Annotated in this window: 6 protein-coding genes and 1 pseudogene; 5 read left to right on the plus strand and 2 right to left on the minus strand. The window is 72.2% G+C overall.

Going from position 1 to position 22818, the window contains the following annotated elements; genetic code table 11:
* Positions 1–5: 5 nt before the first annotated feature.
* Positions 6–15662 (minus strand): annotated as a pseudogene (locus tag VGX25_RS23645) (amino acid adenylation domain-containing protein); the annotation flags it as partial.
* A gap of 104 nt (positions 15663–15766) precedes the next feature.
* Between VGX25_RS23645 and VGX25_RS23650 the strand changes: the two are divergent.
* The 5 genes from VGX25_RS23650 (at position 15767) to VGX25_RS23670 (ending at position 21949) form a co-directional block, all read left to right on the plus strand.
* Positions 15767–16759, plus strand: coding sequence for a FecCD family ABC transporter permease (locus tag VGX25_RS23650; protein WP_326920075.1), 993 nt, complete (start codon positions 15767–15769; stop codon positions 16757–16759).
* Positions 16760–16820: 61 nt separating this feature from the next.
* Positions 16821–17783, plus strand: a complete 963-nt coding sequence (locus tag VGX25_RS23655; protein ID WP_326920076.1) for a FecCD family ABC transporter permease — start codon at positions 16821–16823, stop codon at positions 17781–17783.
* Positions 17776–18576: an ABC transporter ATP-binding protein gene (locus VGX25_RS23660; protein WP_326920077.1), complete on the plus strand. Its 801-nt coding sequence runs from the start codon at positions 17776–17778 to the stop codon at positions 18574–18576. The genes VGX25_RS23655 and VGX25_RS23660 overlap by 8 nt, the downstream gene beginning before the upstream one ends.
* A 71-nt stretch (positions 18577–18647) precedes the next feature.
* The gene (locus VGX25_RS23665) at positions 18648–19415 is read left to right on the plus strand and encodes an ABC transporter ATP-binding protein (RefSeq protein WP_326920078.1); all 768 of its coding nucleotides are present in this window, start codon (positions 18648–18650) and stop codon (positions 19413–19415) included.
* Between the two features lie 5 nt (positions 19416–19420).
* The gene (locus tag VGX25_RS23670) at positions 19421–21949 is read left to right on the plus strand and encodes an FtsX-like permease family protein (RefSeq protein ID WP_326920079.1); all 2529 of its coding nucleotides are present in this window, start codon (positions 19421–19423) and stop codon (positions 21947–21949) included.
* A gap of 5 nt (positions 21950–21954) precedes the next feature.
* Here VGX25_RS23670 and VGX25_RS23675 read toward each other — a convergent pair whose 3' ends face one another.
* A complete protein-coding gene (locus VGX25_RS23675; RefSeq protein ID WP_326920080.1) occupies positions 21955–22785 on the minus strand; it encodes a hypothetical protein in 831 nt (276 codons plus the stop codon).
* Positions 22786–22818: the final 33 nt, after the last annotated feature.

Genomic DNA, 22818 nt, shown 5'->3' on the forward strand with positions numbered 1-22818 from the left:
CGTCCTCAGCTGGTGAACCGGGCGGCCAGCCCGGCGACGGTCGGGTTGCGGAAGAACTCGGCGATGGGAACGTCCAGACCGGTCTCCTCGCGAATCCGGTTGCGCAGCGCCACGAGCAGCATCGAGTGCCCGCCGAGGCCGAACAGGTCGTCGTCCACGCCGACCTCGGCCAGCCCGAGCACCCCGGCGAGCACTCCACACAGGACACCCTCGAGCGGCGTGCTCGGCCGCCGCCCTGGCCGCCCGCCGAGATCAGGAGCGGGCAGCGCCGCCAGGTCGAGCTTTCCGTTCGGGGTCACCGGAAACGCGTCCAGGCCGACGACCGCGGCCGGGACCATGTACTCGGGCAGCGCGCGGGCGGCGAACTCGCGCAGGCCCGGCACGGCCGGAACCGTATAGGCCACAAGGCGATCGTCCCGGACCACGACGACGGCCCGCTCGACGGACTCGTGCCGGGTCAGCACGGCCGCGACCTCCCCCGGCTCGACCCGGAACCCGCGGATCTTGACCTGGTCGTCGGTCCGGCCGAGGTACTCCAGCTGGCCGTCGGGCCGCCAGCGCACCAGATCCCCGGTCCGGTACATCCGCGTGCCGGGCGCTCCCAACGGGTCGGCGATGAACCGCTCGGCGGTACGCGCGGGCTGGGCCAGGTAGCCACGGGCCAGGCCGGCGCCGGCCAGGTACAGCTCGCCGGCCACGCCGACCGGCACCGGCGCGAGCCCGGCGTCGAGCACGTACGCCGCGGCGTTGCGCACCGGCCGGCCGACGACCGGCCGGTCCGCGTCGCCCACCCTGGCGACCAGCGAGTCCACCGTGCATTCCGTTGGCCCGTAAAGGTTGTAGGCCTCGACACCGCGCAGACGATCCCACAGCGACTGGGCGACGGCCTCGCCGCCGATCCCGGTCACCGGTGGGAAGTGGCCCACCTGCTCGAACTGCGACGGGGTCAGCTCGAGGAAGTGCAGGCCGCGGTCGCGGATCGCGGCGGCCAGCCGGGCGGGATCTCGGCGGGTCTCGTCGCCGATCACGTGCACCTCGTGCCCATCGAGCATCCACAGCTGCGGCTGCCAGGAGGCGTCGAACGCGAACGACCAGGCATGGCCGACCCGCAACCGTCGCCCGGCGGGCCGGTACAACGTCTCGCGGTGGCTGTGGAACAGGTTGGCGAGCGAAGAATGCGGCACCACGACACCCTTCGGGGCCCCGGTCGAGCCGGAGGTGTAGATGACGTAGGCCGGATGCCGCGGATCGGGCGGTGGCAGCGGATCCCCGTCCGGCCCGTCGAGGTCCGGGCCGGTGAGCACGAGCACCGGATCGGCGTCGGCGAGGATCGCGGCGATCCGGTCCTCGGGCTGGTCCGGCTCGATCGGCAGGTAGGCCGCGCCGGACTTGAGCACGGCGAGGATCGTCTCGACCACCGCGGCCGAGCGCGGGAGGATCACGGCGACGATCCGCTCCGGGCCGGCGCCCTGGGCGACCAGGCGCCGGGCCAGCCGGTCGGTGCGCTCGTCGAGCTCGGCGAAGGTCAGGCTGGTGTGCTCGTCGCTCAGCGCGACGGCGTCCGGTGTGGCCGCCGCCTGCCGGGCGAACAGAACCGGCACCGTGCCGGTGCCATCCACAGTGGAGCCCCGACCCCACTCGTGCAGGATGCGCCGGCGCTCCTGGGGTTCGAGCACGTCGATCCGGCCGATCGGTGCGTCCGGATCGGCCGCCGCGGCGGCCATGAGCCGCACCAGCCGCCGGGCCAGCATGTCTACTGTGGACTCGTCGAACAGGTCGAGGCTGTACTCGATGTCGCCCTCGATGCCGTCGGCGCCGCGCCGCTCGACCAGGTCGAAGGACAGGTCGAACTTGGCCTGGCGCAGGCCGGTGTCCCGGTAGGCGGCGTCGACGCCGAGGAACCGTTCCGTGCCGGAGGGGGCGTGGTAGAAGGCGAGCATCACCTGGAACAGCGGGTGCCTGGCCAGCGACCGGGTCGGATTGAGGATCTCCACCAGGCGTTCGAACGGCAGGTCCTGGTGGGCGTATGCGGCGAGGTCGGTCTCCCGGACCCGCCGAACCAGCTCGCGGAAGGTCGGGTCGCCTCCGGTGTCGGTGCGCAGCACCAGCGTGTTGACGAAGAATCCGGCCAGGTCGTCGAGCGCATGGTCGGTGCGCCCGGCGATCGGGCTGCCCAGCGGGATGTCGGTGCCCGCGCCGAGCCGGGTCAGCAGCGCGGCCAGCGCCGCCTGCAGCACCATGAACATGCTGGCGTCGCAGCCATGCGCGACCACGCGCAGGCCGCGGTGCACCTCGGGTGGCACGGCGAACGAGACCGTGCCGCCACGGTTGGTGATGCGCGGCGGGCGCGGCCGGTCGGCCGGCAGGGCCAGCTCCTCGGGCAGGCCGGCAAGGGCCGCCCGCCAGTAGTCCACTTGCGACGCTTCGTCGAGGATGTTCCGCTGCCAGAGCGTGTGATCGGCGTACTGCACGGGCAGCGGGGCCCACCGTGGCGCGTGCCCGGCCCGGCGGGCGGCGTACGCGGTGTCCAGATCCCGGCGCAGCGGCGGCAGGGACCAGCCGTCGGCGGCGATGTGGTGCAGCAGCAACAGCAGCACGTGCTCGTCCGGGCCGGCATGGAACAGATGGGCCCGGATGGGGATCTCCCGATCGATCGCGAAGCAGTGACCGGCGGCCTCCGCCAGGCGCGCTTCGCTGAACGGCTCGACGCGCAGGACCGGTCGGGCCCGCTCCGGATCCAGGATCTGCTGGCGCGGGGCGCCGCCCTCGTCGGGGAAGACGGTGCGCAGGGCTTCGTGCCGGGCCACAACGTCGCACAGCGCCGCCCGCAGCGCCGGCTCGTCGATCGGTCCGGACAGCCGCCAGGCCCACGGGATGTGGTAGGTGGGGCTGGGTCCGGACAGCCGGTCCAGGAACCAGAGCCGTTGCTGGGCGAAGGAAAGCGGCAGCGGGTCGGGACGGTCCACCGGCCGCAGGGGCGGGCGCCGCTCGCGGCCCGGGTCCAGCAGCTCGGCGAGGCGGGCCGGGGTCGGCGCGTCGAACACCGCGCGGATTCCGACCTCGACGCCGAGTACCCCACGGATCCGGCTGACCAGCCGGGTGGCCAGCAGCGAATGTCCGCCCAGCGTGAAGAACCCGTCCTCGACACCGACCTCGGGCAGACCGAGCACGTCGGCGAACAGCTCGCAGAGTGCCTGCTCGGCGGGGGTGCGCGCGTCGCGTCCGTCCACTCTAGACACCGGGTCCGGCAGGGCGCGCCGGTCGAGCTTGCCGTTCGGGGTGACCGGCAGCTCCGGCAGGACCACGACGGCCGACGGAACGAGGTGGTCCGGCAGTCGCCGGGCGAGGAGGTCGCGCAGCCGGGCCGGGTCTCCGGCCGGCGCCGCGTAGGCGATCAGGCGGTTCTCCCTGGCGATCACCGCCGCGCGGGTGACGTCCGGGTGGGCGGCCAGCGCGGCCTCCACCTCGCCCGGCTCGACCCGGACACCGCGGATCTTGACCTGCTGGTCGGCGCGGCCGTGGAACTCCAGCGCGCCGTCGGACCGGTGCCGGACGATGTCTCCGGTCCGGTACATCCGGGATCCGGCCGGGCCGAACGGGTCGGCGACGAACCGCTCGGCCGTGAGCCCGGGCCGGCCGAGGTAGCCGCGGGCGAGCCCGGCGCCGGCGAGGTACAGCTCGCCGCGGACGCCCGGCGGCACCGGGCGCAGCGCCGCGTCGAGCACGTAGGCGCGGGTGTTCGCGATCGGCCGACCGATCGGGACCGGTCCGGGTTCGCTTGCCTGGCAACGGTGTTCGAGGCTGTCACCGGCCACCTCGGAGCAGCCGTACAGGTTGATCAGCCGGGCCCGCGGCCAGCGGGCGAGCACCGCATCCGCCAGGGCCGCGGGCAGCGCCTCGCCGCTGGTGATCCACGTGGTCACGGAGTCGAACGCGCCTTCGGGGGCACTGTCGACCACAGTGGACAGCAGGCTGGGCACCACCGTGAGCATGCCCGCGCCGTGCCGTTCAACCAACGTGGACAACGCGAACGGGTCGGTGGCCGTGGCGTCGTCGGCGAGCAGCACGGTCTCCCCGGACACCAGGCCGCCGAGCAGCTCGGTGGAGCCGTCGATGAAGGTGAGCGCGCTCTTGGCCACCCGGATGCCGGGCTCGGTCAGCGTCCGGCCCCAGTGCAGCCGGTTGGCCAGCGCTCGCTGGGTGCCGACGACGGCCTTGGGCCGGCCCGTGGAGCCGGACGTGAAGATCACGTAGGCCGGGTTGTCGGGATGGACGGTCGGCCACTCGACCGGGGCGCGATCATCGACGCCGGCGAGGTCGTCGGGTCGAAGGATGAGGTGTGGTGCGGCATCGGCGAGCATCAGCTCGATGCGCTCGGCCGGATGGTTGAGGTCGAGCGGCAGGTAGGCCGCCCCGGCCTTGAGGATCGCGAGGATGGCGACGACGAGCCGGGTCGACCGGGCCAGGGCGAGGGCGACGACCTTCTCCGGGCCGGCGCCGCGGCTGATCAGCCACCGGGCCAACCGGTCGGCCTGCGCTTCCAGCTGCGCGTAGGTCAGGGTCTCGCCGTTGCAGATCAGCGCCGGGTGGTCGGGGGTGCGCGCGACCTGTGCCTCGAACAGCTCGGCGACGCCGGCCACGGGCACGGGATCGGTCCGCTCGGCGGTGAGCCTGCGGTGCTCGTCGGGGGTGAGCAGGTCGATGCCGCCGATCGGGCGGTCGGGATCGGCCACCGCGGCCCGCAGCAGGCGTTCCAACCGGTCCAGGATCGAGTCCACTGTGGATCTGTCGAAGACGTCGGTGTTGTACTCGACGGTGCCGCGGATGCCGGACGCCGGTCGCTCACCGACGAAGAGCACGAGGTCGGTGCGGGCCGTGCCGGTCCGGATCGGCTCCTCCGCTACGGTCAGGCCGGGTAGCCGGATGTCGGCGGCGGGATTGTTCTGCCAGGCCAGCATCGTCTGGAACAGCGGGTGGTGGGACAGCGACCGGGTCGGGTTGAGCTCCTCCACCAGCCGCTCGAACGGCACGTCCTGATGGGCGTGGCCGTCCAGATTGCGTTCCCGCGCCCGGGCCACCAGCTCCCGGAAGGTCGGGTCGCCGGCGGTGTCCAGCCGCAGCACCAGGGTGTTGACGAAGAATCCGACGAGGTCGTCCAGCGCCGTCTCGGTGCGCCCGGCGATCGGTGTGCCGATCGGGATGTCCGTGCCGGCGCCGAGGCGGGTGAGCAGGGCCGCGAGCCCGGCGTGCACCACCATGAAGACCGTGGCGCCGCAGGTGCGGGTGAGGGCGGTCAGGTCGAGGTCCCAGGAGAAACGGAACAGCTCACCCCGGTATGAGGCCTCCGCGGGATGCGGGCGGTCGGTGGGCAGTTCGATCCGGTCCGGCAACCCGGCGAGCGTCTCCCGCCAGTAGTCCACCTGAGACTCGACGTCGATGTCCCGCTGCCACAACGTGAAGTCGGCGTACTGGACCGGCAGCGGCGCCCAGTCCGGCGTCCGGCCGGCGCGCCTGGCGGTGTAGGCGGTAGCCAGGTCGCGCCACAGTGGACCCATAGACCAGCCGTCCGCCGCGATGTGGTGGAACACCAGCACCAGCACGTGCTCCCGCTCACCGCGCACCAGCAGCTCGGCGTGGAGCGGAATGCTCGTCTCCAGGTCGAACACGTGTCCCACGACATCTTCGACCGTCGCGTGGGTCACGGGAAGCGGCACCTCGTACTCGTCAAGGACGTGTTGGTACGGCACGCCGTCCCGCTCCGGGAAGGTCGTGCGCAGCGCCTCGTGCCGGCCGATCACATCGGACAGCGCGGCACGCAGCGCGTCGACGTCGAGGTCGCCGGTCAGCCGCATGGCCACCGGCATGTTGTAGGTCGGGGACGGGCCCTCCAGCCGGTGCAGGAACCACAGCCGTTGCTGCGCGTACGACAGCGGGATGAACGCCGGACGCTCGACCGGTTCGAGGGCCGGGCGGCGCGGCCCGGACTCGATGGCGGCCAGCGATGCGGCGAGCCCGGCCACCGTCGGCGCCTCGAACACCGCCCGCACCTGCAGCTCCACCGCGAACACGGGGCGCAGCCGGGCGACAAGACGGGTGGCCAGCAGGGAATGCCCGCCCAGGCCGAAGAAGTTGTCGTCCACCCCCACCGCCGGCACGCCGAGCAGCTCGGCGAACAGCCCGGCCAGCACCTCCTCCACCGGCGTGCGCGGCGCCCCACCCGTCGTCCGCGACCGCGGCTCGGGATCGGGCAGGGCCTTGCGGTCGACCTTGCCGGAGGGCAACATCGGCAACCGGTCCAGCACCACGATGTCCGACGGCACCATGTACCGCGGCAACCGGTCCCGCAGCTGCGCCCGTAGCGCGGCAACGTCGAATCGCCGAGCGGGATGGTTGCCCAAAGAGGACAACGCAACCCGGGCCGGCGTCCCCCTGTACACCTGCCGCGGCTCACCGTCCGTCTGGAACACCACGTCCAGCGCGCCCTCGGTCCCCCGCGCCGCCCAGGTGACCGCGACGTGGTAGCCCAACTCGGCACCCAGCCGGTGGAAGTCCTCCGGGTCCGGCCCATCCGTCAACCGCCCGTTGGGCACTCCCGTCACGCGTATCCGGTCTGGCCGTTGCCGCAATACCTCGTCGAGCGCGTCCAGCGCGATCACCTGCTCGACGATCGGCTCCCGTGGAGGTGTCTTGTTCAGCACGACGTCGTAGCGGTAGCGGGTCAGCTCGTTGTGATGCATCCCGCGCTTGACCCACAGGTCCGCCTCACCCAAACCGAGCGCGGCCCAGAAGCCGGGGTCCAGCAGCAGCTCCGGCTCGGGTCCGGTTCGGCCGGTGGCCGCCCGGAAGTGGTCCAGCAGCCGCAGGTTGCGGATGTCGCCGAGGAACAGCGCACCGCCGGGGAGGAGCCGGTCGAACGCCGAGCGGACCACGTCCACCAGGTAGTCGACGCTGGGGAAGTACTGCACGACCGAGTTGAGGATGATCGTGTCGAACTCCCCGTCCGGCAGATCGTGCGCCGGCCGCGCCTCCAGCAGGACGTTCGCGCCAATCTCACGGCGCAGGTTGGCGATCGCCTGCTCGGACAGGTCGATGCCGTGGTAGAAATCGCAACGAGGAGCCACCTCGGACAGGATCAGGCCGCTGCCGACCCCGATCTCCAACACCCGCCGAGGCTGGAGGGCCATGATCCGCTCGATGGTCGCCGCATGCCATTCGCGCAGCTCGGCCACCGGGATCGGCGCACCGTCGTAGCTGGAGTTCCACCCCACAAAAGCATCCGAAGCGCCGGCGAACACCGCATCGTGCAGCGCCCGCCACTGCCCCACCTGCTCGGCCTCGGCCCCCTCATCCCGACCCGCCGCCGGAACGACGTACGCCACCAGCCGATCCTCCCGGACGACGACAACCGACTGCCCCACCGACGAGTGCTCCGCCAGCACGGATTCGATCTCTCCCGGCTCGATCCGGTACCCGCGGATCTTGACCTGATCATCGGATCGACCCACGAACACCAAACGCCCATCCGGCAACCACCGCACCAGATCCCCCGTGCGATACAACCGGCTTCCGTCGCCGAAGGGGTTTGCCACGAACCGCTCCGCCGTCAAAGCCGGCCGGCCCAGATACCCGCGCGCCAGGCCAGACCCACCCAGGTACAACTCCCCCACCACCCCCGGCGGCACCGGCCGCAGCCCCGCGTCCAGCACGTAGGCCCGCGTGCCGGGGTCGGGGATGCCAATCGGCACAAGGAGATCGTCGGGATCACACGCCCCGAGGGAGGAGTTCACGGTGGCCTCGGTCGGACCATAGGCGTTGAACATCCGCCGCCCCGGAGCCCACCGCCGCACCAACTCCGGCAACACCCGCTCCGTCCCCGCCAGCAGCACCGAATCCTCCGGCAGCACGCACTCCGCGGGCAGCTCGGCCAACAGCGACGGCGGCAGGATCATGAAGTTCACCCGGTGCGCCACCGCATACTCCGTCAACGCCGGACCGGGCACCCGACGCTCGGCCGGCACCACGACCAGGCAGCCACCGGACAGCAACCCCAGGCACAGATCCCAGAACGCCACATCGAAACTCGGCGACGCGAACTGCAACACCCGGCTGTGCCGCCCCACCCCGAACCGCTCCACCTGTGTCGCCACCAGGCCGGTGACCCCAGCGTGCGTGACGACGACTCCCTTGGGCCGTCCCGACGATCCGGACGTGTAGATCACGTACGCCGCGTTCTCCGGCAGCAACGACACCTCCGGCGCGACGGACGGGTAACCGTCGGCATTCCACAACCGATCGATCACCAGTACGGGATTCGCGTCCTGCAGCATGAGGTCGATGCGGTCGCGCGGGAGATCCGGGTCGATCGGCAGATACGCAGCCCCCGCCTTGAGCACCGCCAGCTGCGCCACGATCATCTCCACCGACCGCGGCACCGCCAGCGCCACCACCCGCTCCGAACCCGCACCCCGCTCCACCAACGCGTGCGCCAACCGATTCGCCCACGCATCCAACTCCGCGTACGACAGCGACTCGTCCTCGAACACCACAGCGGTGGCGTCGGGTCGTTGCCGGACCTGAGCGTCGAACAGCTCCGGGAACGTGGCCAGGCCGAGGTCACGAACGGTTCCGCTCCACGGGCCGAGCACGCGCTCCCGCTCGTCGTCGGCGAGCAGGTCGACCTCGCCGATCGGCCGGTCCGGATCGGCCACCACGGCCCGCAGCAGCCGCTCAAGGCGGGCCAGCAAAGTGTCTACTGTGGATCGATTGAGGACCTCGCTGCTGTACTCCATGATCCCGTCGATCCCGTCCGGCCGTTCGGTCAGCGACAGAGAAAGGTCGAACTTCGACGTGCCGGTCGTCACCGGGATCTCCGTGACGGTCAACCCGGGCAGCGTCACGTCGGCGCGGGCGTTGTTCTGCCCGGCGATCATCACCTGGAACAGCGGGTGGTAGGACAGCGTCCGGGCCGGGTTCAGCTCCTCCACCAGCCGCTCGAACGGCACGTCCTGGTGTGCGTGCGCGTCCAGGTTGCGCTCCCGCGCCTGGATCAGTAGCTCCCGGAACGACGGATCTCCCGAGGTGTCCACCCGCAACACCAGCGTGTTGACGAAGAACCCGACAAGGTCGTCAAGGGCCTGGTCGGTGCGTCCGGCGATCGGTGTGCCGATCGGGATGTCCGTGCCGGCGCCCAGCCGGGTCAGCAGCGCGGCCAGCGCGGCATGCGCCACCATGAACACGGTCGCCCCGCACGCGCGGGCCAGTCCGATCAACCCGGCGCACAGCTCGGCGTCCCAGGAGAAGGTGTAGAGCACGCCCCGGTACGAGGAGACCGCGGAATGCGGCCGGTCCAGCGGCAGCTCGATCCGCTCGGGCAGCCCGGCGAGCGTCTCCCGCCAGTAGTCCAGTTGGGACTCGCCAAGGTTCTGCTGCCACAGCGTGTAGTCCGCGTACTGGACCGGCAGCGGCAGCCAGCAGGGCGCCTCGCCGCGGCACCGAGCCGCGTACGCCGCCGCGATGTCCCGCCACAGCGGCGCCATCGACCACCCGTCGGAGGCGATGTGGTGAAACACCAGCACCAGCACATGATTCCGGTCGTTCAGCGTCAAAAGCTCGGCCCGCATGGGAATCCGGGACGCCAGATCGAACGGCGCGCGCACCAGCTCGGTCAGCAGCCGGTCGAGGTCGTCTTCGGCCACCTCGCGGACCCCGAGCTCCACGCCGGCCGGCAGCACCTCCTGATACGGCGTGTCTTCGTGGAGCGGGAACACGGTCCGCAGCGCCTCGTGCCGGTCCACCACATCGGCCAGCGCGGCCCGCAGCGCGGCCACGTCCAGCGCCCCGGACAGGCGCCTCACCAGCGGTACATTGTACGTGGCCGACGGGCCCTCCAACCGGTCGAGGAACCACAGTCGCCGCTGCGCGTAGGACAGCGGCACCCGCTCCGGCCGCCGCTCGACCCGGCACAGCGGTGGTCGCGCACTGTCTACTCCGGACTCCAGCAGCGCGGCCAGCCCCGCGGGTGTCTGAGTCTCGAACACCGAGCGGACCGCCAGCTCGGCGTCGAACACCGAGCGCACCCGGGCGATCAGCCGGGTGGCCAGCAGCGAGTGGCCGCCGAGGTCGAAGAAGCCGTCGTCCGGGCCGACCGTCGGGCGGCCGAGCACGTCCGCGAACATCTCGCACAGCAGGTGCTCGCGCGGGGTACGCGGCAACCTTGCCGACCCGGAGGCGGGCAGCTCCGGCGCGGGCAGGGCCCGGCGGTCCAGCTTCCCGTTCGCGGTGACCGGCAACGCGTCGAGCACGACCACGGCCGACGGCACCATGTGCTCCGGCAGCCGCCGGGCCGCCAGTGTCCGCACCGACTCGGCGAGCCCGGCCGCGCTCCCGGCCGGCACGACATAGCCGACCAGGCGCACGTCACCGGGCCGGTCCTCGCGGGCGACGACCACCGCGTGCGCCACGCCAGGATGCGCGGTCATGGTCGCGGCGATCTCGCCGGGCTCCACCCGGAACCCGCGGATCTTGATCTGCTCGTCGGCCCGGCCGAGGAACTCCAGCATGCCGTCGGCCCGGCGGCGGGCCAGGTCGCCGGTCCGGTACATGCGCGCTCCGGGTGAGCCGAACGGGTCGGCGGTGAACCGCTCCGCGGTGAGACCCGGCCGGTGGAGGTAGCCGCGGGCGAGCTGCACGCCGGCCAGGTACAGCTCCCCCGGCGTGCCGGGCGGAACCGGGCGCAGGCGGGCGTCGAGCACGTAGACCCGGGTGTTCCACACCGGACGTCCGATCGGCACGGTCGGGTCGGACGGGTCGTAGGTCCACGACGTCACGTCGACCGACGCCTCCGTCGGCCCGTAGAGGTTGTGCAGCTCCGCGTCCAGGACGCGGCCGAACCCGGCCGCGACGTCCGGCGGCAGCGCCTCGCCGCTGCACAGCACCCGGCGCAGGCTCGTGCAGCCGGCCGCGGTCGGTTCGCTCAGGAAGGCCCGGAGCATCGGCGGTACGAAGTGGACGGTCGTGACGCCGTGGTCGCGGATCAGCCGGGCGAGATAGGCCGGATCCCTGTGCCCGTCCGGCCGCGCCACCACCTCCGTCGCTCCGACGATCAGCGGCCAGAGGAACTCCCAGACCGACACGTCGAAGCTGGCCGGGGTCTTCTGCAGGACGCGGTCGTCCGGGCCCAGCCCGTACTCGGCCTGCATCCACAGCAGACGGTTGACGATGCCCTCGTGCGGCACCACGACACCCTTCGGCCGGCCGGTCGAGCCGGACGTGTAGATCACGTATGCCGGGTGGCGGGGGTCGACCGCGACGGTCACCGGCGCGTCCGGGTACCCGTCGGCGGATACCGGCCCGTCGAGCACGACGGCCGGTTCGGCGTCGGCGAGCATGACCGCGATGCGCTCGGCCGGGTAGTCCGGATCGATCGGCAGGTAGGCGGCGCCGGTCTTGAGCACGGCGAGGATGGCGGTGACCAGGTGCACGGACCGGGGCAGCACGATCGCCACGACCCGCTCGGGGCCGGCACCGCGGTCGATCAGCCGCCGGGCCAACCGGTTCGACGCCGCGTCCAGCTCGGCATAGCTGAGCAGCTCGCCCTCGAAGATCAGCGCGGGGTGATCCGGGGATCGACGGGCCTGCGCGGCAAGCAGATCGGGCACGGTCGTCGCGGGCAGCTCACGGGCCGTCGACGCCCACTCGGCGCGCAGCCCGCGAGATTCGTCGGGGATGAGCAGGTCGATGTCGCCGATCGGCCGGTCCGGGTCGGCCACCGCGGCGCGCAGCAGGAGCTCGAGCCGGGTGAGCATCGACTCCACTGTGGACCGGTTGAAGACGTCGGTGTTGTACTCGGCCTGGCCGTCGATGCCGGTCTGCCGCTCGGTCAGCGAGAACCACAGGTCGAACTTGGCCGTGCCGGTGCCGGTCGGCAGCTCGTCGACGGTCAGCCCGGGCAGCTCCACGCCGGTCGTTGGCGTGTTCTGCCAGGCCAGCATGGTCTGGAACAGCGGATGATGGGACAGCGAGCGGGCCGGGTTGAGCTCCTCCACCAACCGCTCGAACGGCACGTCCTGATGTGCGTAGGCGTCGAGGTTGCGTTCCCGCACCCGGCCGAGCAGCTCGCGGAAGGCCGGGTCGCCGGTCGTGTCCACCCGCAGCACCAGGGTGTTGACGAAGAACCCCACCAGGTCGTCGAGCGCCCGGTCGGTGCGGCCGGCCGCCGGGGTCCCGATCGGGATGTCTGTGCCGGCCCCGAGCCGGGTCAGCAGGGCGGCCAATGCTGCGTGCACCACCATGAACACGCTCGCCCCGCAGGCACGGGCCAGCTCCGCGATCCCGGCGTGGAGGTCGGCGTCCCAGGCGAAGCTGAACAGCTCACCGGAGTGCGAGGCGACTGCCGGGTGCGGGCGGTCGGTGGGCAGCTCGATCCGCTCCGGAAGATCGTGCAGCCTCTCCCGCCAGTAGTCGAGCTGACCCGCGGTGTCGATGTCGTGCTGCCACACCGTGAAGTCGGCGTACTGGACCGGCAGCGGCGTCCAGTCCGGAGCTTGCCCGGCGCGCCTGGCGGTGTAGGCGGTGGCCAGGTCGCGCCACAGTGGACCCATCGAGGCGCCGTCCGCGGCGATGTGGTGCACCACGAGGACGAGCACGTGCTCACGGTCCCCGCGCCGGACCAGCTCGGCCCGGATCGGGACGTCCGTCTCGAGGTCGAACACCCGACGCACCGTGTCCGCGACCGGGGTGTCGGATACGGGCAGCGGCACCTCGTACTCGTCGAGGACATGTTGGTACGGAACACCGTCGCGCTCCGGGAACACCGTGCGCAGCGCCTCGTGCCGGCCGACCACATCGGACAGGGCCGCACGCAGCGCCGCCACGTCGAGGTCGCCGGTCAGCCGCAGCACCAGCGGCACGTTGTAGGTGGCCGAGCCGCCGTCGAGCCGGTGCAGGAACCACAGCCGCTGCTGCGCGAACGACAACGGGACCGGCTCGGGCCGCTCGCGTGGCACCAGCGCGGGTCGCGGCGTGTCCGGCCGCCCGCTCGCCACCAGCTCCGCCAGGCCGGCCGGTGTCGACACATCGAACACCGAGCGCACGGACAGCTCGGCGCCCAGGGCGTCCCGGACCCACAGGACCAGCCGGGTGGCCAGCAGCGAATGCCCGCCGAGGGCGAAGAAGTCGTCCTCGGGCCCCACCCGGGCCAGCCCGAGCACCGCGGCGAACATCTCGCACAGCATCCGCTCGGTCGGCGTCCGGGGCTCGGCGTCCGATGTGGACGCCGGCCGCTCGGGGTCGGGCAGGGCCTTGCGGTCGACCTTGCCGGAGGGCAGCACCGGCAACCGGTCCAGCACCACGAACGCCGATGGCACCATGTACCGCGGCAACCGGTCCCGCAGCTGCGTCCGCAGCGCGGCAACGTCGAACCGCCGAGCGGGATGGTTGCCCAAGGAGGCCAACGGCACCCGAGCAGGCGCACCTCGATACACCTGCCGGGGTTCGCCGTCTGCCTGGAACACCACGTCCAGCGCGCCGTCGGTTCCCCGCGCCGCCCAGGTCACCGCCACCCGATAACCATGCTCGGCACCAAGCCGGTGGAGATCTTCTGGGTCCGGTCCGTCGGTCAGCCGCCCGTTCGGGACCCCGGTGATCCGCAGCCGGTCCGTCCGCCGCTCCAAGGCCTCGGCGAGCCCATCGAACCCGACGACTTCCTCATCGATCGGTGGCCGCGGAGGTGCCTTGCGCAGCACGACGTCGTAGCGGTAACGGGTCAGCTCATTGTGGTGCACTCCGCGCTTGACCCACAGATCCACCTCGCCCAAGCCGAGCGCGGCCCAGAAGCCGGGGTCCAGCAGCAGCTCCGGCTCGGGTCCGGTTCGGCCGGTGGCCGTTCGGAAGTGGTCCAGCAGCCGCAGGTTACGGATGTCGCCGAGGAACAGCGCACCGCCCGGGAGGAGCCGGTCGAACGCCGAGCGGACCACGTCCACCAGGTAGTCGACGCTGGGGAAGTACTGCACGACCGAGTTGAGGATGATCGTGTCGAACTCCCCGTCCGGCAGATCGTGCGCCGGCCGGGCTTCCAGGCGTACGTTCGCGCCAACCTTTCGGCGGAGGTTGGCAATCGCCCGTTCGGACAGGTCGATGCCGTGGTAGGAATCGCAACGAGGAGCCACCTCGGACAGGATCAGGCCGCTGCCGACGCCGATCTCCAACATGCGCTGCGGGTTGAGCGCCAGGATGCGCTCCACGGTGGACGTGTGCCATTCGCGCAGCTCGGATAGCGGAATCGGCTCGCCGTCGTAGCTGGAGTTCCACCCCACGAAGCGATCCGCCCCGGCGCCGGCGAACACCGCGTCGTGCAGCTCCCGCCACTGCCCCACCTGCTCGGCCTCGGCCCGCTCGTCCCGACCCCCCGCCGGGACGACGTAGGCCACCAACCGGTCCTCACGCGCGAGGACGACCGATTGGCCGACGGCCGAATGCTCAGCGAGCACGGACTCGATCTCCCCCGGTTCGATCCGATACCCGCGGATCTTGACCTGATCATCGGCCCGACCCACGAACACCAAACGCCCGTCCGGCAACCACCGCACCAGATCCCCCGTGCGATACAACCGGCTGCCACGACCGAAAGGGTTGGCGACGAACCGCTCCGCCGTCAAAGCCGGCCGGCCCAGATACCCGCGCGCCAGGCCAGACCCACCCAGGTACAACTCCCCCACCACCCCCGGCGGCACCGGCTTCAGTCCCGCGTCCAGCACGTACGCACTGGTCCCAGGATCCGGAAACCCAATCGGCACAAGGGATTCAGCGGGGTCACATTCGCCGAGCGTCGAGTTCACCGTCGCCTCGGTCGGACCATAGGCGTTGAACATCCGCCGCCCCGGAGCCCACCGCCGCACCAACTCCGGCGACACCCGCTCCGTCCCCGCCAGCAGCACCGAATCCTGCGGCAGCACGCACTCCGCGGGCAGCGCAGCCAACAGCGCCGGTGGCAGGATCATGAAGTTCACGTCGTGCGCGCACGCGTACTCCGTCAACGCCGGACCGGGCACCCGGCGCTCGGCCGGCACCACGACCAGGCAGCCACCGGACAGCAACCCCAGGCACAGATCCCAGAACGCCACGTCGAAACTCGGCGACGCGAACTGCAACACCCGGCTGTGCCGCCCCACCCCGAACCGCTCCACCTGGGTGGCCACCAGCTTGGCCACCCCGGTATGGGTGACCGTCACTCCCTTGGGCCGTCCGGTCGACCCCGACGTGTAGATCACATACGCCGCGTTCTCCGGCCGCAGCGCCACCTCCGGCGCGACGGACGGATAGCCGTCGACACCCCACAACCGATCGACGATCAGCACCGGATCCGCGTCCCGCACCATGAACTCGACCCGGCTACGCGGCAGATCCGGGTCGATCGGCAGATACGCAGCCCCCGCCTTGAGCACCGCCAGCTGCGCCACGATCATCTCCACCGATCGTGGTACCGCCAGCGCCACCACCCGCTCCGAACCGGCGCCCCGCTCCACCAACGCATGCGCCAACCGATTCGCCCACGCATCCAACTCCGCATAGGACAGCGACTCTTCCTCGAACACCACCGCTACCGCGGACGGATGCCGGCGGACCTGCGCGGCGAACAGCTCGGGCAGCGTGGCCAGTTGATCGGGTGGGACCGGGCGGTGGTGATCGGTTGGTAGCACGCTCGACCCGCCTCCCTCGCAGTGGACTTAGGGCACCCTAACAGAAGGGAGCTTAGGGTAGCCTCACCTAAATGCAGAGGAAATCTCTCGGCCTGCTGGCGGCGGTCGCGGTGCTGGGCGCCCTCTGCCTGCTCAGCGTCTGGTTGGGCGCCAAGGAGATCCCGATCACGTCGGTCTGGCGGGTGCTCGTCCACAACGACGGGTCGGCCGACGCGGTGATCATCCACAGCGTACGGATCCCGCGCACGCTGCTCGGGCTGCTCGTCGGCGTCGGGCTCGGGGTCGCCGGCACGCTCATGCAGGCGCTGACCCGCAACCCGCTTGCCGACCCCGGCCTGCTCGGCGTGACCGCGGGCGCGGCGTTCGCGCTGGTGATCGCGGTCGCGGTGCTGGGAGTGACATCGCTGTACGGCTACATCTGGTTCGCGTTCGCTGGCGCGCTGGCCGCCAGCGTGCTGGTGTACCTGCTGGGCAGCCGCGGCTGGGCCGGCGCCAGCCCGGTGAAGCTGGCCCTCGCCGGGGTCGCCGTCACCGCACTGCTCTACTCGTTCACCAGCGCCATTGCCCTGTCCGATCCGGCGGCGCTCAACCGGTACCGGTTCTGGACCGCAGGCTCGCTGGCCGGGCAGGACACCGATGCGCTCGTCGGGGTCCTGCCGTTTCTGCTCACCGGCGTCGCGCTCGCCCTTGCCGGCGCGCCGGCGCTCAACAGCCTGGCACTCGGGGACGACGTCGCCGCGTCGCTCGGGCGCCGCGTGGGATTGGTGCGGCTGCGGGGGGTGCTGGCCGTCACGCTGCTCACCGGCGCGGCGGTCGCGGTCGCCGGGCCGATCGTCTTCATCGGACTGGTGATCCCGCACATCGCCCGGATGATCACCGGCCCGGACCACCGGTGGGTGCTGCCCTACGCGATGGTGCTCGCGCCGTCGGTGGTGCTGGCCGCCGACATCGCCGGGCGGATCTTGGCTCGGCCCGGCGAGATCCAGGCCGGCGTGATCGTCGCCTTCGTCGGCGCCCCGTTCTTCATCGCGCTGGTCCGCCGGCGCCGGCTCGCGGAGCTGTGAGATGACGGAACGCCAGGCGCCGACACGGCGACGTGACGCGCCAACACGCCGGGTGCTTGGCGTGTGCGCAGTGTTGGCGGCGGCGGGCTTTCTCGTCTTCTGCGCCGGCATGGCGGTGGGCGACTACCCGATCGGGCTGCCGGGGGTGGTGTCGGCGCTGCTCGGGTCGGGTGACGCGGCGGATCTGTTGGTGGTGCGGGAGTTGCGGCTGCCGCGGGCGTTGGTGGGGCTGCTGGCCGGGGTCGCGTTCGGCGTGTCCGGTGCGGTGCTGCAGACGGTCACGCGCAACCCGCTGGCGAGCCCCGACATGATCGGGATCAACGCGGGGGCGGCGACCGCCGTGGTCGCCGGGATCGTGCTCGGTTTCGGCCCCGGCGTCGGCACCCAGGTGCTGGGGCTGGCCGGCGGGCTGACCACAGCGCTGGTCATCTACGCGTTGGCCTGGAAGCGCGGGACCACCGGGTACCGGATCGTGCTGGTGGGCATCGGGGTCGCCGCGGTGTGCACGAGCACGACCGACTACCTGCTCACCAAGGCGCAGATCTTCCAGGCGCAGCAGGCACTCGGCTGGCTGGTGGGAAACCTGGGCGGCCGCGGCTGGGAGCACGTCCGCCCGCTGGCGCTGGCCACGGTCGTGCTCGTGCCGGCGGCGCTGGCGATGAGCGCGTGGCTGCGTACCCTGCAGCTGGGCGACGAGGTGGCGACGGGTCTCGGCACGCCGGTGCAGCGGGCCCGCCTGGCGCTGCTGTTGACCAGCGTGGGGCTGGTGGGATTCGCGACCGCGGCCGCCGGCCCGATCCTGTTCGTCGCGCTGATCGCGCCGCAGATCGCCCAGCGGCTCGCCGGGCTGGTCCGGCCGCCGCTGATCGCCTCCGGGCTCACCGGCGCGGTGGTCGTGCTGACCAGTGACCTGGCCGCCCGGGAGATCACGCCGGCGGCGCAGCTCCCGGTCGGCGTGGTGACCGGCGCGCTCGGGGCGCCGGTGTTCATGTGGCTGCTGGCCAGAAGGAATCGTGATGCCTGAGCTGTCCGCGACCGGGCTTCGGTTGGCCTACCACGATCTCGTGGTCGTCGACGACCTCGACCTGACCGTCCCAACCGGACGGATCAGCGTGATCGTCGGCGCGAACGCGTGCGGAAAGTCCACTTTGCTGCGGGCGCTGGCCCGGCTGCTGGCCCCGCGGGCGGGCGTCGTGCACCTGGACGGCCGGTCGATCCACGCGATCCCCACCCGGCAGGTGGCCCGGGAGCTCGGCATCCTGCCCCAGGCCCCGGTCGCGCCGGAGGGCCTGACCGTGATCGACCTCGTCGGGCGGGGCCGCGCGCCGCACCGTTCGCTGTGGCGTCAATGGTCCACTGTAGATGATTCGGCTGTGCTCGAAGCGTTGCGCGCCACCGATCTCGTCGACCTGGCCGAGCGGCCGGTCGACGAGCTGTCCGGCGGCCAGCGGCAGCGGGCGTGGATCGCCATGGCCATCGCCCAGGGCACGCCGATCCTGCTGCTCGACGAGCCGACCACGTTCCTCGACCTGGCGCACCAGATCGACGTGCTCGACCTGATCCTCGATCTGAACCGCCGGCAGGGCCGGACAATCGTCATGGTGCTGCACGACCTCAACCAGGCATGCCGCTACGCCGACCACGTGATCGTCATGAAGTCCGGAAAGATCGTGGCCAAGGGTGCCCCCGGCGAGGTGATCACCGGAGGTCTGGTCGAGGAGGTTTTCGACGTGCGCTGCCAGGTGACCCCGGACCCGGTGAGCGGAACACCATTGATCATCCCCATTGGACGCCACCACGATGGGAAAGCGGGGTAGGGCTAGCCCCACCCCGTAGTCGCCGGGCTGCACCATCGTGGTGGGGTCGGGATCTTCGTAGCGTCGTGGGTATGCAGACAGAGGATGTCGTTCGGCTGGAGTCGGTGCACAAGACCTATGGGGACAAACGTCATCGGGTCGAGGCGTTGCGGGGGGTGACGATCGGCCTTCCGCGGGGGAGTTTTACCGCGGTGATGGGTCCGTCCGGCTCGGGCAAGAGCACGTTCCTGCACTGTGCCGCGGGCCTGGACCGGCCGACGTCGGGCTCGGTCCGGCTGGCCGAGCGCGAGCTGACCGGGCTGGGCGAGACGGCGCTGACGAAGCTGCGGCGCGAGCGGGTCGGGTTCGTGTTCCAGTCGTTCAACCTGTTGCCGGCGTTGACGGTGCAGCAGAACATTACGCTGCCGTTGCGGCTGGCCGGCAAGCGCGCGGACCGGGCGCTGGTCGCCGATGTGATCAGCCGGGTGGGCCTGGCCGACCGGCGCAAGCATCTGCCGGCCGAGCTGTCCGGCGGGCAGCAGCAGCGCGTGGCGATCGCCAGGGCGCTGGTCACCCGGCCCGCGGTGATCTTCGCCGACGAGCCGACCGGCGCGCTGGACACCCGGACCGCGCGGGACGTTCTCGACCTGCTGCGCTCCGCGGTGCGGGTGCACGGCCAGACCGTGGTGATGGTGACCCACGATCCGGTGGCCGCGTCATACGCCGACCGGGTGGTGTTCCTTGCCGACGGGCAACTCGTGGGCGAGCTGCGGAACCCGGCCCCGGACGCGGTCGCCGAGCGGATGACCCACCTGGGCGCCTGGGCCGACCACACGCCCGTCCGGGCGCTGGGGGCGTAGCCGGCATGCTGCGGATCGCCTTGCGCACCATGCGCTTCCGCAAGGGTGGCTTCGCGGCCACGTTCATCGCCCTGTTCTTCGGCGCCGCCCTGGTGATGGCCTGCGGCGGCCTGCTGGAGACCGGCGTGCGCACCGACGTCGCGCCGCAGCGGTACGCCGCGACCGACGTCGTGGTCACCGGCGACCAGACCTACGCGCCGCCGCCGACCGATCCGGAGGACGACGCCGAGTCCGAGCCGCTGCCCGAGCGGGTCCGGCTCGACGCGTCGGTGGTCGGCACGATCCGCGGCGTGCCCGGGGTGGCCCTCGCCGAAGGCGACGTGTCCTTCCCGGTCGGCCTGGTGCGCGCCGGGCGGGTCGTGGATTCCGCTCCGCTCGGCCATTCCTGGGCGTCCGGCCGGCTCGCCCCGTACACCCTCGGCGCCGGCGCGCAGCCCGGGCCCGGCGAGGTCGTGCTCGACCGGACCATGGCCGGCGCCAACGCCATAGCCGTCGGTGACCGGGTGGACCTGCTGGCCCGCGGCACAACCGGGACCTTCCGGGTGAGCGGCATCGCCGAGCCGCCCGCGGCGGTCACCGGCACGCCCGCGGTGTTCTTCGCCGGCGCCGACGCCGACCGGCTGGCCGCCCGGCCCGGATCGGTGGACGCGGTCGGCGTGCTCGCCGCGCCCGGCGTGGACGCCGGTCAGCTCGCCGAGCGGATCGGCGCGGCGCTGCGCGGCCAGCCCGTGACGATCTCCACGGGAAACGACCGCGGCACCGCCGAGTTCCCCGAGGCGCCGCGCGGCAGCGAGGGCCTGATCGCGCTGGCCGGGGTGATCGGCGGCTTCGCGATCCTGGTGGCGATCTTCGTGGTGGCCGGCACGCTGGGCCTGTCGATCCAGCACCGGCACCGCGAGCTGGCGCTGCTGCGCGCGATCGGCACCACGCCCCGGCAGCTGCGCCGGATGGTGCTCACCGAGGCGTTCACCGTCGCGGTCCTGGCCACCGCGCTCGCCTGCGTGCCCGGAGTGCTGCTGGGCGGCTGGATTCTGGACCGGCTCGCCGGGCTCGGGGCCGTGCCGGCGCTCGTCGTGTTCCACCAAGGCTGGCTTCCGATGATCGTCGGGACCGGGGTCGGGCTGCTGACCTCGCTGGTCGCCGGGCTGATGGCGGCGCGCCGGGCCGGGCGGACCCGGCCGGTCGAGGCGCTGTCCGACGCGGCGACCCAGCGCCGCTGGCTGGGTCCCATGCGGCTGCTGTTCGCCGTGCTGGGCTTCGCAGGCGGGCTCGCGCTGGCGATCGTCACGGTCACCGTGTTCGACGGCTCGATCGCGGCGAGCACGGCCGGCCCCACCGTGATGGTGTGGGCGGTGGCCCTTGCCATGATCGCTCCCGGCCTCACCAAGGTCGTCGGCGCGCTGCTGCGCCCGGTCCTGCGCGGGGTCGGCGGGAACGCCGGCTACCTGGCCATGCTCAACGCCAAGGCGCGGACCGTCCGGCTGGCCGCCGCGGTCACCCCGATCATGTTCAGCGTCGGCATCGCCACGGCCATGATCTACCTGCAGACCACCCTTGCGGACGCCGAGCGCGAGGCGTACACCCGCAACCTGCGCGCGGACGTCGTGCTCGCCTCGACCACCGGCGGTCTGCCCACCGACCTGGTCGACCAGGTCCGGCGGGTGCCCGGCGTCGCCGGCGCCTCGGAGTTCGTCACCAGCACCGGTTTCGTCGACGGCGACACGGAGAGCGTGCCGCTGCAGGGGGTCAGCGCGGACGGCGCCGAGCAGACCACGTCGATCCGGCTCACCGGCGGCACCCTGGCCGACCTGCGCGGTGACGGTGTCGCCGTGCCGGCCGAGCTCGGCGTGTCGGTGGGCGACTCGATGCGGATCCGGCTCGGCGACGGGGCGTCGGTGCCGCTGCGGGTGGTCGCGCTGTTCGCCGGCGACCCGGGCTATCCCCGGATCCTGCTCCCCGCGGAGCTGCTGGTTTCCCACACCACCAACGGATTGCCGGCGCAGATCATGGTCAGGGCCGGCGCCGGCGTGGATCCCGCGGCCTTGCGCGCGGCGCTGCGCGAGCTGACCGCGGACCGGCCGGGCGTCGCCGTCGCCGACCGGGACGCGATGACCGCGGCGTACGTCCGCGAGCTGCAGGTCGGCGCGTCGGTGAACTACCTGCTGGTCGGGCTGATCATGATGTACACGGCGATCTCTGTGGTCAACACCCTGGTGATGGCGACGAGCCGGCGGCGCCGGGAGCTCGGGCTGCAGCGGCTCACCGGATCCACCCGCGGCCAGGTGCTGCGCATGATGACCCTCGAGGCCATCCTGGTGGCCGCGGTCGGCATCCTGCTCGGCACGCTGGTGTCGACCACGACCCTGGTCCCGTTCAGCCTGGCGGCGACCGACTCGGTGTGGCCGTCCGGTCCACTGTGGATATACGGCGCCGTGGTCGGCGTGGCCACCGTGCTGACCGTGGCCGCCACGCTGCTGCCGGCCTGGTTCGCCACCCGCGGCCGGCCGGCGGAGGCGGCGGCCGGGCCAGAGTGACGCGCTCAGATCCAGGTGGGCGTGAACCCCGAGACGCACCACCGCCCGTCCGCCTGGCGGGCGCTGACCCCGCCGCTGGCGCGCTTGCCCCCGACGGTGCCCCGCACGTCGACGTTGACGAAGCCCTCGCCGCCCGACGCGTCGGCCGGATCCAGCTCGAGCTCCGCGCCCAGGTTGGTCACCTCGGTGACCCGCAGCCGCAGCCTGGAGTCCGTGGGGCACACCAACTCCATGGCCCCATCGGGATCGCGGGCGTTGACGGCGTCCAGGAACCGGTCGAGCACACCGGTCGCGTCGTCGGGCGGCGCTCCCACGCTCGACTCGGGGTTGGTGGGGGACGCGGGGACACCGCCGGCGTCGGCGGCGTCGATGCGCTTCCAGCACCAGCGGTTGCCGTCCTTGGCCAGCACGGCCTGGATCGTGGCGCGGTCGTCGTCGCGCTCCACCTCGATGACCGCCCTCGCCTCGGAGCCGGACACCGACAGCGCGGTCAGCTCCGCGCCGCCGATCCGGTCGGCGGTGCCGATCAGGTCGCGGGTCTCGGCGTTGCCGCCACAGGTGAGCGCGGTTAGCACGGCTGAGTTCCCGGCCTCGAGGCAGTCGGCGATCGCCTCGGCGTACGGCCGCGGGTCGTCGCCGCTCGGCCGGGCGCAGCCGGAGGCCGAGTCACCGCCCGCGACCAGGAAGCCGGGCCAGGCGAACGCCGTGACCCCGAAGGCGATCATGGCCACCGCGAGAAAGGCCAGCGCCACCCCGAGGGCGGTGCGTCGCGGCGGAGACGGCGGCCGCTGGCGGTAAGGGTTCGGCCGCTGCCCGTATTGATCGGGATACGTCATCGGCTCCTCCCCAGTTCGACCGCCGCAGCGTAG

It is taken from the genome of Actinophytocola sp. (genome assembly GCF_035942955.1).
Lineage (GTDB): Bacteria > Actinomycetota > Actinomycetes > Mycobacteriales > Pseudonocardiaceae > DASYTH01.

Bases quoted from the DNA above. Each gene is read 5' to 3' on its own strand.
- VGX25_RS23650 (WP_326920075.1), top strand. From the start codon at position 15,767: ATGCAGAGGAAATCTCTCGGCCTGCTGGCGGCGGTCGCGGTGCTGGGC.
- VGX25_RS23660 (WP_326920077.1), top strand. From the start codon at position 17,776: ATGCCTGAGCTGTCCGCGACCGGGCTTCGGTTGGCCTACCACGATCTC.
- VGX25_RS23665 (WP_326920078.1), top strand. From the start codon at position 18,648: ATGCAGACAGAGGATGTCGTTCGGCTGGAGTCGGTGCACAAGACCTAT.
- VGX25_RS23670 (WP_326920079.1), top strand. From the start codon at position 19,421: ATGCTGCGGATCGCCTTGCGCACCATGCGCTTCCGCAAGGGTGGCTTC.
- VGX25_RS23675 (WP_326920080.1), bottom strand. From the start codon at position 22,785: ATGACGTATCCCGATCAATACGGGCAGCGGCCGAACCCTTACCGCCAG.